The following is an 11,903-nucleotide window of genomic DNA, read 5'->3' on the forward strand; positions in this document are numbered from 1 at the left end:
TAATACACCTTATTTTATCAAAAAAAGAAGAAAAATCCTAAGAGAAAACTTAGGATTTTGGCATTCTAATTTTACACTTTAAAAATTGCGTCCTGACTTGTTGTAGCCATATTTTTCTACAAAATACTCACGAAATTCCAAGAGATTGTCATCCATGATGGCTTGGCGTACTTGCTTCATCAGGTTGAGCAAGAAGTAGAGATTGTGGTAGCTAGTCAAGCGGATACCAAAGGTTTCATCAGCCTTGAGCAGGTGGCGAAGGTAGGCGCGTGTATAGTTCTTACATGTGTAGCAATCACACTCAGGATCCAGTGGCGTAAAATCCTCAGCAAACTGAGCATTCTTGACAACCAAACGACCTTGGCTGGTCATACAAGTCCCGTTACGAGCGATACGAGTCGGCAGGACACAGTCAAACATATCCACACCACGAATGACCCCATCAATCAAGCTATCTGGCGCTCCCACTCCCATCAAATAGCGAGGTTTGTTTTCAGGTAGCAGTTGAGTTGTGAAGTCCAAGACTGCATTCATTTCTTCGTGGGTTTCTCCCACTGCTAAACCACCGATAGAGTAGCCAGGGAAGTCCATGCTGACAAGGTCATGAGCTGACTGACGACGAAGGTCTTCAAATCCTGCCCCCTGCACAATTCCAAACAAACCTTGATCATGTGGGCGACGGTGAGCCTTCAAACCACGCTCAGCCCAACGGCTGGTACGATCGATGGATTTCTTAACATAATCATAGGGTTGGTAAAACTGAGGACATTCGTCAAAGGACATCATGATATCTGAGCCTAGATTATTCTGAATAGAGATGGCTTTTTCTGGCGATAGGAACATCTTGGAACCATTGAGATGGTTTTTAAAGGTTACGCCTTCTTCTGTGATATTTCGGCTATCTGCTAGGGAATAAACCTGGAAACCACCACTATCTGTCAAAATCGGCTGGTCCCAATTCATGAACTTGTGGAGACCACCTGCGCGTGCGATGAGTTCATCTCCAGGACGAAGCCAGAGATGATAAGTATTAGAGAGGATAATCCCTGATCCCATCTCCTTTAATTCTTCAGGTGACTGAGTTTTGACAGTGGCTTGGGTCCCAACCGGCATAAACATAGGTGTCGGGAAGGTGCCGTGAGGGGTGATGATTTCTCCCAGACGAGCTCCCGTGTGTTTTTCTTTCTTAATCAAACGGTATTTGATTGGTGAATCTGACATTTTCTACCTCCGAAGCTGGGAAAGACAGTCCCAGTTCATACTTTGTGCCCAAAGGCATACTGTATGATTTTATCAAAAAAAGCTGGAACTGTCACGAACTATGGTATAATGAAAGAATGAAATACCCAAAAATTGATTTAAAAACCATTCGTCTGCAGACTAGGCAATTTCAGGCTGAAAATCCCCGCCTCTTTCTCGTCTATCTCTTACCCAGCATACTGGTCATCTTATCAGGCTTTCTCAACCCCTTGGCTCGTCTCCAAGAAAGTGTTTTAGAGCAATCCTTTTTCAGCATGCTGGCACAAGTGCTCCAAACCTATCTCTTCCCGCTAGTTGTTTCTTTTGTGAGCACGATTTTTCTAGCAGGTGCTGCCTTCGCGACACTCCGACTTCTCAAGGATCCTGATACGGAACTCTCAGTAAAATCAAGCCTGACCCTCTTTGCTGAAGAGCGCTTCTCGCAAACTTTCCTAACCCTGCTCCTCAAACGTTTCTACCTCTTTTTATGGAGCATTCCAAACTTAGTAGGCGTTTATTTTCTCTTTTATAGCAATCTCTTGGCTCGGAGATTTGTCGCCCTACATCCTGAATTTCCAAAATTAGACCTCTCATCCGTTGAAACCGAGCAATTCCTTATGACCTTTGGCCTCTACTTTTTCGCGAGTCTCATCTTGATGATTGTAGGGAACATCCTCTATATCCCGCAACATTACGCCTACTCGCAGGTAGAATTCCTCCTCTGCGATACTCTGGATTTAGGACAGGCTAAACCCCGTCAAATCCTGAAAACCAGCCGTTTCTTGATGAAGGGTTACAAGTTTCAACGCTTTGTCCTCGACCTACAACTACTCCCTTGGTACTTCCTCAACTGGATTACTTTTGGAATTGCTAGCTTTTCAATCCTTCCCTATATCCAAAACAATCACATCTTCTTTTACAGAGTCCTACTAGCCCGTAAACGTCGAAATGGATAAGAGTCTACAAAAACCAGCGTCGTTCAGGACGCTGGTTTTCTTATTTCAAAAGTAACATACTCAGCAGAGTCAAAATAGCAGGCTCACCTTGCTTCAGAATAATCTTCTTGTCTGCTGTCAGAGAACCGTAGGTCGCTGCACCAAGCACAAATAAAACAAAGATGGTCACCATTTCCAAACTTTGTGAGAAATAAATCCCGTACAAGAGAAAGACACCTATCAAAGCATTATAAATTCCTTGATTTTTAAATAATGAACTCACTGAAGGACGAGCCAGTTCTTCCTTATCCACATTAAACACTCGACTAGTAGTGTCTGATTGCGTAGCCACACTTTCCAAATAAAAAATGTAAAAATGCTCTAAAGCAACGAGAGTTGCTAAAATAGTAGTAATGATTGACATCGTTTTCTCCTTAAAATTCTATTTTTTCTAGACCTGACACTAGTTTCGTCAGTAAAGTTGTTAGCTCTTTCTGCTCGGCTGTCGATAAGATGCTCTCCATCTGTTCCTTCACTCGCAAATGATGTTTAGACGGACTGACTAAGAGTTGATTCTTGGCTTCTTGGGTTAATTCAACTAAGACTTCTCGCTGATTGGCCGGATTACGCTTGCGGCTGACATAGCCCTCTGACTCTAGTATCTTAAAATGACGGGTCAAGGCCGCCTGGTCGATTTGCAACTTCTCCTGAACGGCAATCTGGTTGCAGGGTGACTGCTGCAGTAAAAACTGCAAGATTTGATAGCGGGTCAAACTAATTCCCAATTGTTTCTCAAAAAGTTGAGTGATCATCTGATCTGTTAAATGGAGCTGGTACAGTAAGTCGTTAATTTTTTTCATTTCTACCTCCTTGCGTACACTTGATTTATCAACTATTGATTTATCAAGTATATTACAGAAAGATTAAAAACGCAACTATTTTGCTTACTCACGAAAAATAGCCTCTTGGTTTCAATCCCAAAAGGCTATTATTTCTATATTCTAGATAAAATCCAGCACTAACCTACCAAATCTGCTCGAAGGATCTCTCCCTCTTTATCAATGACAACTTCGATGGCATGGCCTGCAAAAATTTCCTCGCTATCATCATAGTAGAGGGTCAATTCCCCGTCTTCGTTGATCGATAGTTCACTCAAGGAAAGAGAGTTGGTAAAATACTCTTCTGTTAACTCCACATCATTTTCATCTGAATCTATCCAGTCTTGAGCTGTTTCCCACAGTTCTTTGACAATATAGTCTTTAATCCGAGTATCTTGAACTTGGAAAGTTCCCATAAATTTCTTTAGATCATCAAAAGAACTTGGAGGGAGACTTTCATCTGCACTCGCAGCAAAGATAGCATGAATCTTACCACCCTCGTAAGTGATAAATCCTTCAAACCAAGAATAGGCTCTGTTTAAGGTGAATTCGCCAATATCGTCTTGAATGATGACCGGTTTTTGATAGGTTTCAATCAAGGTCTCTAACCTAGAGTCTGAGGATTGGTCATCTAGGTATTCCAGCAAGTGGTAGCAGTTATTAGCTACTTCTGACATATATGGCTCTAACTCCATGAAGGGGCGTTTTTGACATTTGATATGATGAATTTTGTAGGGTTCAAAACTAAAGCCCCATCTCTTTTCTTCAAATTCCTCAGGAGTTAATACCCATTCCAAACGTCCCTCACGTTCAGAGAATTCCTGGGTTGCAACATTGACACTAGCTTTAAAATGAACGGACGGCATTTTACAACCATCTTTTAAAGAAGCGGCCCCAGTTACATTTTGGAGGGTAAAAATCAAGAATTCGACAATTTCACCACAAAATTCCTCTTCAAAATCATCTCTTGTTTTCTCAAATGGAGTTTTTAATCGATTTGTCATTCACTTCATCCTTTCTCTCTATGCTTAAAAGCGTTAGTATGGTTTTGTATCCGCTTACATTTTAACATGTTTTAGATTTTATTTCACTTATCAACACTATTTTACACAAAAAGAAGCTACACTTTTAAATGTATAGCTTCTTATTATTCTTAATTCATTGATACGTGAACGTGGTCATAGTGATTTTCGGTCACACTACCACGGTCTGGCATTGGATTCCACGTGTAGGCAGGTCCATATTTATTATCGTATGGAGCGTAGAAACGTTGTTTCCAGATGATGTAGTTGATACCACGGCTAGCCATATTTTGAACCGCGTATTCCGCGATTTGATCACCAAGTGCTGAACTCACTGGGACCATAAAGTCGATGGCCAATCCTTTACCATGGTCTCCACTGTCACCAGGACGGTAGCCGCTAAAGGATGTAATTCCAAACAAATTGGCAATTTCTTCTTTGAAGGCTGCAGTTTGTGGTTGAAGACCAGCATTCTCAGACTTAGCTACAGCAAGTCCTGCATAGTCAGGAGCCGCTGGAGCCGAATACGTTCTTGAAGGAGTTTGGCTTTGCTCTGCTTGATAAGTCGAAGTTGCAGTGTCAGAAGTTGCTGTTGATGCTGTTGATGCTGCTGTTTCTTCTGTTGCACTTGTTCCTCTTGTATCAGCAGGCGTTTCAGTTGCTGGAGCAGCTGCTACTGGGGCTTCTGCTGGAGTTGTTGCTGCCGTTTCTTCGGTAGCTGGAGTCGCTGCTTGAGGAGCTTCTTCTTCAACTGGGCGAGTTGTTTCTGCCACTGGTGCTTCCACTGGAGTCGTTTCAGCTGTTTCTTCAGCTACAGGTGTTTCTGTAGATGGTGTCTCTTCAGCAACTGTCGCTGTCTCAGAAACTTCAGAACTTGGTGCTACTTCTGCTGGTTTTTCAGTCTCTGTTGCAGTTGGAGCTTCCTCAATCGGTTGAGAAAGGTCTTCTACTTGAACTGTTTGTTCATCGACTGTCACTTGATTCGTCGTCAAATCAGCTGTCGCAGTCGTAACTTCTTCACTAGCATCTGCTTGAGGAGCTTGGATTTCAACTTTCGTTACCTCTTCTTCCTCATTGACAGTTGTGGTGAGGACAGTATCTGGGAAAATCAAGTCCATATTGGTGATTTTGTTCAAATTTGCAAGAACTGTGACATCTACACCCAAGGCTTCTGCAATGGTGCTCAAGGTATCACCATACTGTACTGTATAGCTTGTTTTGTTGTCCGTTTTAGTCAAATCGCTTTGGATTTGCTCAACACTACGTGCAGTCCAAAGGACTTCTTCTGCTTGGGTTGCCAATACTGGGGCAAATGACAAGGCTACTGTTGAGGCAAAAATAATTCTTTTCTTCATTCGTTCATATTCCTTTCAAATGAGTACCTGTCTATCATAACACAAAAAAACAGAAAAAAAGCCCTCTCGGGCCTATTTAACAGAACTGTCTATTCCTTTTAACAAACTCGATTACTTGAAATAGTTTGTTAGGTTTCTGTCACAAAATTGACACAATCTTCTCGTTACTTACTCTCAAAAATATGAGGAATATCTGCTAGTGCTTGAATCATGTGATTGCCTTCAAAAGAAGATTCTAAAAAGTTAATGCTTTGAATACCGCTATTCTGGGCAAATTCCACATCCAAAGTCCGGTCTCCTATATAATAGGTGCTCTCAGGATCCAGCTGATACTTGTCTAGCAGATAGTTAGCCGCTTCTGGATGAGGCTTGCGCTCAAAGCCACTCTGACTGGTTAAAATCTCTGTAAAATAGGATTCCAATCCCAGATCCTTTAGAATAGTAAAAGCATTATCCCCTTTATGAGTGTAAATAAAGTTCCGAATCCCTACTTGGTCTGCCCAATTCAACACCTCACGCGCACATGGCATCAAGACTACCTGGGCATTTTTCTCAGACAAGCTCTGGGCACGCACCTGATTGAGCACTTCCGCATCCAGTTTTCTCTCTTCTGACACCTGCACAAGCAAATTCTTCACAGAATACTTGAGGATAAACTCTCTCACTTTCTCCTTATCATAAGGAATAGAAAACTGAGCAAAGGTCTCCTCAATCCCTGATAAAATCGCTTCGTAAGAGTCCAATAAAGTCCCGTCTAAATCCCAAATAAAAGCTATTTTTTGCATCTTCTATCCTTTCAAGCTCATATAACTCTGGTAACGGTAGCGTAGAAATAACCAGCGAAAACCATTATCCAAAAGAGTCCCTGCCCAAATACCAGACAAGCCCCAACCAAGAACAATGCCCATCAGATAAGCTGTCCCAATACGGATACACCACATCCCTATACTTGTCGCATAAAAGGGAAGGCGAGCATTTCCCAATCCCTGCCAAATCGCCGTATAAATAACTGTCCCTGTCGCCATGGGAGTCCCTAGTAGTGAGAACAGTGCCACCAAAACGCTAGCTTCAACCGCTACAGGATTGGTCGTATATAGATGAGTCAGTGGTATCCCTAAGGCATAGATACTAAACGTCAAGGGCAACATGAGGAGCAGAGAAAGCCAAAAGGTTTGTTTGCTCAAATTATCTACTCTTTTCCAATTATCCTCTCCAACTGCTCGAGCTACCAGCATGACCGTTGCCGTAGCGACGCCAAAGGCAGGCATGTAGTTAAACTGGGTCAAGACTTCTCCAACTGCATTTCCAGCTACTGCCTCCGTCCCAAAAGAAACAACCAAGGCAATGATCACTACATCTCCAGCTCGCATCATGAGACGTTCTCCTGCCGCTGGCAAAGCCAAAGTCAATAGTTCCTTATCTAAACCAAAAGTCGGTTTCTCAAAAGGCAGCTTTAATTGCGACCACAAAATCACAAGACCGACTAAGCGAGACAAGATAGTCCCCCAAGCAACACCCGCTATGCCCATATCAAGGACAAAAATAGCTAGACTTGAAAAAAGAATATTCAAGGCATTGGATAAAAGACTAACATAGAGAGGCAGACGCGGATTATGCGTTGCACGAATCAAGGCACCTAGACTGGTCATCAAGCCCAAGAGAACAATCGATCCACCCACCAAAGATAGGTAGAGTCCACCACTCTCGGCCACATCCTGCTCAGTTCCCAAGAGCCCTATCATCTCTTGCCCAGCAAAGATGGATAAAGCGCCTAAAAGTGCACTCAGCAATAGGGTTATCTTGAGAGCCTCTGTCACGTGATAAGCCAACTTGGACTGATCTTTCTGCCCCAAACTTTTTGAAATAACACTGGAAATAGCAGCTCCCAGAGCGATAAAAATCGCCTGGTAAATCGTGATAATATTGCCAGCCACTGAAACACCTGAAATAGCGATCAAGCCCAAGTGGGCGACCAAGTAGCTGTCCACCATTCCCATGAGCATCTGCAAAAAGTTTTCACCCATAGCTGGAAATGCAATATTAAGAATGTCTTTATTTTTCTTAAACAATCCTTCCTCCTGATGAAAAGAAACTCAGTTGGTTTCCCAACCGAGTTTACTGCCTCTGTCTTAAAGTCCTAGATAAGTCTCAACCGCTGCTTGCATGTCAGCAGCTGCCACTGTTGTTTTATGACGAACTGGAGCTGTTTCAAGGCCAGCAACCGCTGGTGGCACTGCCACTCCTGAAATGTCATGTAATTGAGCCAAGGCTTCAAAGTCTGTCAAGCCTGCTTTTCCTGTTACCGCTTCTACGGCAACCACTGGGAACTTGTATGGACTAGCTGTTGAAGCAATCACTGTCTTAGTCGCATCGCCAGTAGCCGCTTGGTATTTTCTATAAACAGCTGAGGCAACCGCCGTGTGTGGATCCTCGATGTAGGCATCTGTTTGATAAACACGTTTAATTTCTGTCGCAGTTTCTTCCTCAGTTGCATATTCAGCTGCAAAGAGATCCAGAATCTCTGCATCAAAGTCTGTCAATTCATATTGTCCTTGTGTACTCAAGGCATTCATGAGTTCAGCTGTCTTAACCGCATCATTCCCCAAAAGATGGAAAATCAAACGCTCCAAGTTTGAAGATACTAAGATATCCATAGATGGACTAGTTGTTACTTTAAACTCACGTTTCTTGTCGTAAACACGAGTTTTAAAGAAGTCAGTTAAAACATTATTGTCATTTGAAGCACAGATCAATTTGCCAACTGGCAGACCAATTTGTTTAGCATAAAAGGCAGCCAAGATATTTCCAAAGTTTCCTGTTGGTACTGTGAAGTTGACCTTTTCACCAGCCACAATCTCACCAGACTTGACCAACTGAGCGTAAGCATAGACATAATAAACAATCTGTGGTACCAAACGACCAATGTTCATAGAGTTAGCTGATGAAAATTGCAGTTTATTGGCAGCCAACTTTTCACGAAGAGCTACATCGTTGAACATGTGCTTCACATTGGTTTGCGCATCATCAAAGTTTCCATCGATAGCGATAACATGAGTATTGTCGCCAGTCTGAGTAGTCATTTGCAACTCTTGTACCTTGCTGACACCATCCTTTGGATAAAAAACGATGATCTCAGTACCAGGCACATCCGCAAACCCTGCCATAGCCGCTTTCCCAGTATCACCAGATGTCGCTGTCAAAATGACGATTTTGTTCTCCAAACCATGCTTTTTAGCAGCCGTCGTCATAAAGTACGGCAAGATAGACAAGGCCATATCCTTAAAGGCAATAGTTGAACCATGGAACAATTCCAAGTTGTATTGCCCATCCAGTTTCACCAATGGCGCAATCGCTGGAGTATCAAACTTGCTATCGTAGGCATTGTTGATACAGTAGTCCAACTCCTCCGCAGTAAAGTCATCTAAAAAGGCTGACAAAACTAACTTAGCCACTTCTTGGTAAGAAGCATCTTTCAATTTTTCAAAGTCCAAATCCACCTTTGGATAAGTAAGCGGTGTAAACAAACCACCATCCGTCGCCAAACCTTGCAAAATAGCTTGGCTGGCAGTTACTGTATTATTGGCATCACGCGTTGATTGATAAACTAATGTCATGAATCTCTATCCTTTATCTATAGTCTCTTTTATTATATCATGATTTTTCAGAAAATTCCCGCTTTATAACAAAAATTATAACCCCAATTTGTCTCTCAAAGGCTGTAAATAAACCATTTCTTGCTTATCTCTTTTCTCCAGTCCCTCCTCTGCCAGGATGAGTAAGTCTTTTGAAAACTCAGAAATCGCAGCTTCTTCCTCATATGTGAGTTTTTTCCTAGAAAATTGCCGTCTCAATGACTTGTAATCACGACCAAATGTGATTAAAAATGGAGCCTTTTGCAAATAAGTTTCTAATTGATCTAAATTCACCAACAAACCTAAGTGAAAAGCCGTCGCGGCAAAGGTCCTATTCAAGGGTTGCGTACACATACTACGAAACTCAACTGTTCCTCGAGTCGTTAAGTCTTGGTACTGGTAACTACGATGAGTTTCAAAATCCTTCTCCTGAGGATAAAGAAGAATCTCCTCCCCATCAAGAGCAAAGGCATGAATTTCAGGGGTTCCTAAGTAATCTTTTGCTCGAATTGGATAAAAATAATAGGTTTCACAATCCCGCTCTGCTGTAAAAATCGCAGAATGATTTAGATAGTCAAAAAAATCAGCTTCATCTTTAAAGAGTCTAGCATTGACACCTACATTCTCTGGATAGATACCATGCATGGATTCTTCCCAAAAAATATCTCTTGAAACTTTGGTATCCCAATCTGCCCCTGAAAACTCAGAATTTGCAAACAAATAAGCTTTGGCAGCTTCAATCTGAGTAAAAGCGTTGATAACACGCAGGTAGTTGGACCTTGAAACGTCCAGTTGAACCTGACTACCGCAGATAAAGGCTCCATACTCAGGAAAATCGTGTAAACCTCTACTAGTCTTACTTCTACTTAAGTTCAAATAATCCATCAACATCTGATAGCGGGGAAAAGCCACTGGACAATTCTCATTTTTATCCCAGTTAGGATGAAGGCCACAGCCAACAATAGCATGATTAGCTTCACCTAACTTATTCTGAATCGTAGCCATATAGAAGTTAAAGCGTTCTTCTACCTCTTGGATAGATTCAGCTTTTCCGAATGCAAACTCAATTGTCGTATAAGCAACCTCAAACAAGATCGTATCTTGGCTGACTGGATCAAACAACTGAATTGGATTCCCAAAATCATCCACTTTTTCGATAGTAAAACCCAGTACTGATGGTAAATACCGAAAGAGATCCTTAACAACTTCACCATCTGTAGCTTTACCCTCTAAATTTACAATAGGAAATTCTAACTCAATCCCAATAAATAAATCTGGGTTCTCTTTTATATTCTTTAAGTAACGTTTCTTTAGTAATTCAATAGACCGAGACATTGATCTCCAAACTCTTTCATAATCAAAATAAATTGTGAATAAGTAATATTATACCAAAAATCTAAGCAAAAAAGATTAGAATGGCACTCAAAAATAAGGCTCTATAATATTTGTAGTGGGTAAATCCCCTATAGATATTATGGAGCCTATTTTTGTGTGATAAATTGTAAAATATAGTGCAACAAAAAACTTATAGCGTTTCATTGGTGTAAACTGTAAGTAACCACACAAACTATCATCCGAAATTACTTTCTTCACTACAATAGAATCGTTCGCTGTCAGGTGAAAATCATTACGATGGATATGTTTAGTCTTTACTATGACTTAGCTAAACAGCTTCGCTTTCAAATTTCTAGGCTCAGGCTCATTGAGGAGAATCTAAAGCAGGTTCATCCTCTTTTTCAGACTGTCTTTAAAACCTTCCTCAAGGACAAAGAGAAAATCGTCAACGCTCTTCAGTTACCCTATTCTAATGCAAAATTAGAAGCGACTAATAATCTCATCAAACTTATCAAGCGAAATGCCATTAGTTTTAGGAACTTTGAAAACTTCAAAAACGGATTTTCATCGCTCTCAACATCAAAAAAGAAAGGACGAAATTCGTCCTTTCTCGATCTTAGCCGACTTCAACCCACTACAGTTGACAAAGAGCCGTAATTTTTAGTAACTCAAGCAAATACAGATAATCAAATAAGAGAAAAGACAAGGCCTAGAAACCTTGTCTTTAATACTATACCGGCGGCCGGGGTCGAACCGGCACGTCCTTGCGGACACTGGATTTTGAGTCCAGCGCGTCTGCCAATTCCGCCACGCCGGCAAATAGTAACTGGGGTAGCTGGATTCGAACCAACGCATGAGGGAGTCAAAGTCCCTTGCCTTACCGCTTGGCTATACCCCAATAATATAAAATAGGCGAGTGATGGGGATCGAACCCACGCATGCCAGAGCCACAATCTGGTGTGTTAACCACTTCACCACACCCGCCATAATTTTATTAACACGGGCAGTAGGAATTGAACCCACACTGAAGGTTTTGGAGACCTTAGTTCTACCTTTAAACTATGCCCGTAACTAAAGCAATGGAAGGGGAGGGATTCGAACCCCCGAACCCGAAGGAGCGGATTTACAGTCCGCCGCGTTTAGCCTCTTCGCTACCCTTCCAAGTTATAAATAAAATATGGCGCGAGACGGAATCGAACCGCCGACACATGGAGCTTCAATCCATTGCTCTACCAACTGAGCTACCGAGCCAATATTGCGGGAGCAGGATTTGAACCTACGACCTTCGGGTTATGAGCCCGACGAGCTACCGAGCTGCTCCATCCCGCGTTAATATAAAAGGAGGATGTGGGATTCGAACCCACGCACGCTTTTACACGCCTGACGGTTTTCAAGACCGTTCCCTTCAGCCGGACTTGGGTAATCCTCCAACAAATAGTCCGTACGGGATTCGAACCCGTGTTACCGCCGTGAAAAGGCGGTGTCTTAACCCCTTGACCAACGGACC

Annotated in this window: 10 protein-coding genes, 9 tRNA genes and 1 pseudogene; 2 read left to right on the forward strand and 18 right to left on the reverse strand. The window is 42.1% G+C overall.

The window, feature by feature from the left end; all coding sequences use genetic code 11:
- Positions 1-78 precede the first annotated feature (78 nt).
- The gene (tgt, locus tag HMPREF9188_RS09805; RefSeq protein ID WP_009730783.1) at positions 79-1,221 is read right to left on the reverse strand and encodes a tRNA guanosine(34) transglycosylase Tgt; all 1,143 of its coding nucleotides are present in this window, start codon (positions 1,219-1,221) and stop codon (positions 79-81) included.
- 116 nt (positions 1,222-1,337) lie between these two features.
- On the opposite strand from tgt, the gene HMPREF9188_RS09810 reads away from it, so the two are divergent.
- Positions 1,338-2,195, forward strand: a complete 858-nt coding sequence (locus HMPREF9188_RS09810) for a DUF975 family protein (RefSeq protein WP_009730784.1) — start codon at positions 1,338-1,340, stop codon at positions 2,193-2,195.
- Between the two features lie 40 nt (positions 2,196-2,235).
- Here the strand turns inward: HMPREF9188_RS09810 and HMPREF9188_RS09815 are convergent, their stop codons facing one another.
- The 8 genes from HMPREF9188_RS09815 to HMPREF9188_RS09850 form a co-directional block, all read right to left on the reverse strand.
- Complete coding sequence (locus HMPREF9188_RS09815) at positions 2,236-2,598, reverse strand: DUF1304 domain-containing protein (RefSeq protein ID WP_009730785.1); 363 nt, start codon at positions 2,596-2,598, stop codon at positions 2,236-2,238.
- A gap of 10 nt (positions 2,599-2,608) precedes the next feature.
- Positions 2,609-3,034, reverse strand: a complete 426-nt coding sequence (locus HMPREF9188_RS09820) for a MarR family winged helix-turn-helix transcriptional regulator (RefSeq protein ID WP_009730786.1) — start codon at positions 3,032-3,034, stop codon at positions 2,609-2,611.
- A 158-nt stretch (positions 3,035-3,192) separates the two neighbouring features.
- A complete protein-coding gene (locus tag HMPREF9188_RS09825; protein ID WP_000184913.1) occupies positions 3,193-4,056 on the reverse strand; it encodes a DUF2262 domain-containing protein in 864 nt (287 codons plus the stop codon).
- Between the two features lie 149 nt (positions 4,057-4,205).
- Positions 4,206-5,429: a LysM peptidoglycan-binding domain-containing protein gene (locus tag HMPREF9188_RS09830; RefSeq protein ID WP_009730787.1), complete on the reverse strand. Its 1,224-nt coding sequence runs from the start codon at positions 5,427-5,429 to the stop codon at positions 4,206-4,208.
- A 164-nt stretch (positions 5,430-5,593) separates the two neighbouring features.
- Positions 5,594-6,214, reverse strand: a complete 621-nt coding sequence (locus HMPREF9188_RS09835) for an HAD family hydrolase (protein ID WP_009730788.1) — start codon at positions 6,212-6,214, stop codon at positions 5,594-5,596.
- Positions 6,215-6,217: 3 nt separating this feature from the next.
- On the reverse strand, positions 6,218-7,498 hold the full coding sequence (locus HMPREF9188_RS09840; protein ID WP_009730789.1) for an MATE family efflux transporter: 1,281 nt from the start codon (positions 7,496-7,498) through the stop codon (positions 6,218-6,220).
- Between the two features lie 60 nt (positions 7,499-7,558).
- Complete coding sequence (gene thrC / locus HMPREF9188_RS09845; RefSeq protein ID WP_009730790.1) at positions 7,559-9,043, reverse strand: threonine synthase; 1,485 nt, start codon at positions 9,041-9,043, stop codon at positions 7,559-7,561.
- 75 nt (positions 9,044-9,118) lie between these two features.
- Positions 9,119-10,396 carry a hypothetical protein gene (locus HMPREF9188_RS09850; protein ID WP_009730791.1) on the reverse strand — a complete coding sequence of 426 codons (1,278 nt, stop codon included), beginning with the start codon at positions 10,394-10,396 and terminating at the stop codon, positions 9,119-9,121.
- Positions 10,397-10,621: 225 nt separating this feature from the next.
- Here HMPREF9188_RS09850 and HMPREF9188_RS09855 point away from each other — a divergent pair.
- Positions 10,622-11,016, forward strand: a pseudogene (locus HMPREF9188_RS09855) (transposase); the annotation flags it as partial.
- Between the two features lie 113 nt (positions 11,017-11,129).
- Here HMPREF9188_RS09855 and HMPREF9188_RS09860 read toward each other — a convergent pair.
- The 9 genes from HMPREF9188_RS09860 to HMPREF9188_RS09900 form a co-directional block, all read right to left on the reverse strand.
- Positions 11,130-11,213, reverse strand: a tRNA-Leu gene (locus tag HMPREF9188_RS09860).
- A gap of 9 nt (positions 11,214-11,222) precedes the next feature.
- Positions 11,223-11,294, reverse strand: a tRNA-Gln gene (locus tag HMPREF9188_RS09865).
- Positions 11,295-11,307: 13 nt separating this feature from the next.
- A tRNA-His gene (locus HMPREF9188_RS09870) sits at positions 11,308-11,380 on the reverse strand.
- A 14-nt stretch (positions 11,381-11,394) separates the two neighbouring features.
- A tRNA-Trp gene (locus HMPREF9188_RS09875) sits at positions 11,395-11,465 on the reverse strand.
- Between the two features lie 11 nt (positions 11,466-11,476).
- Positions 11,477-11,557: transfer RNA gene (locus HMPREF9188_RS09880), tRNA-Tyr, on the reverse strand.
- Between the two features lie 17 nt (positions 11,558-11,574).
- A tRNA-Phe gene (locus HMPREF9188_RS09885) sits at positions 11,575-11,647 on the reverse strand.
- Between the two features lie 4 nt (positions 11,648-11,651).
- Positions 11,652-11,725: transfer RNA gene (locus HMPREF9188_RS09890), tRNA-Met, on the reverse strand.
- A gap of 10 nt (positions 11,726-11,735) precedes the next feature.
- Positions 11,736-11,825: transfer RNA gene (locus HMPREF9188_RS09895), tRNA-Ser, on the reverse strand.
- Positions 11,826-11,831: 6 nt separating this feature from the next.
- A tRNA-Glu gene (locus HMPREF9188_RS09900) sits at positions 11,832-11,903 on the reverse strand.

The organism is Streptococcus sp. F0441 (genome assembly GCF_000314775.2).
GTDB lineage: Bacteria > Bacillota > Bacilli > Lactobacillales > Streptococcaceae > Streptococcus.

Coding starts and splice junctions, on each gene's coding strand:
- thrC (WP_009730790.1), bottom strand. CDS start 9,043: ATGACATTAGTTTATCAATCAACGCGTGATGCCAATAATACAGTAACT.
- HMPREF9188_RS09850 (WP_009730791.1), bottom strand. CDS start 10,396: ATGTCTCGGTCTATTGAATTACTAAAGAAACGTTACTTAAAGAATATA.
- tgt (WP_009730783.1), bottom strand. CDS start 1,221: ATGTCAGATTCACCAATCAAATACCGTTTGATTAAGAAAGAAAAACAC.
- HMPREF9188_RS09810 (WP_009730784.1), top strand. CDS start 1,338: ATGAAATACCCAAAAATTGATTTAAAAACCATTCGTCTGCAGACTAGG.
- HMPREF9188_RS09830 (WP_009730787.1), bottom strand. CDS start 5,429: ATGAAGAAAAGAATTATTTTTGCCTCAACAGTAGCCTTGTCATTTGCC.
- HMPREF9188_RS09825 (WP_000184913.1), bottom strand. CDS start 4,056: ATGACAAATCGATTAAAAACTCCATTTGAGAAAACAAGAGATGATTTT.
- HMPREF9188_RS09820 (WP_009730786.1), bottom strand. CDS start 3,034: ATGAAAAAAATTAACGACTTACTGTACCAGCTCCATTTAACAGATCAG.
- HMPREF9188_RS09835 (WP_009730788.1), bottom strand. CDS start 6,214: ATGCAAAAAATAGCTTTTATTTGGGATTTAGACGGGACTTTATTGGAC.
- HMPREF9188_RS09815 (WP_009730785.1), bottom strand. CDS start 2,598: ATGTCAATCATTACTACTATTTTAGCAACTCTCGTTGCTTTAGAGCAT.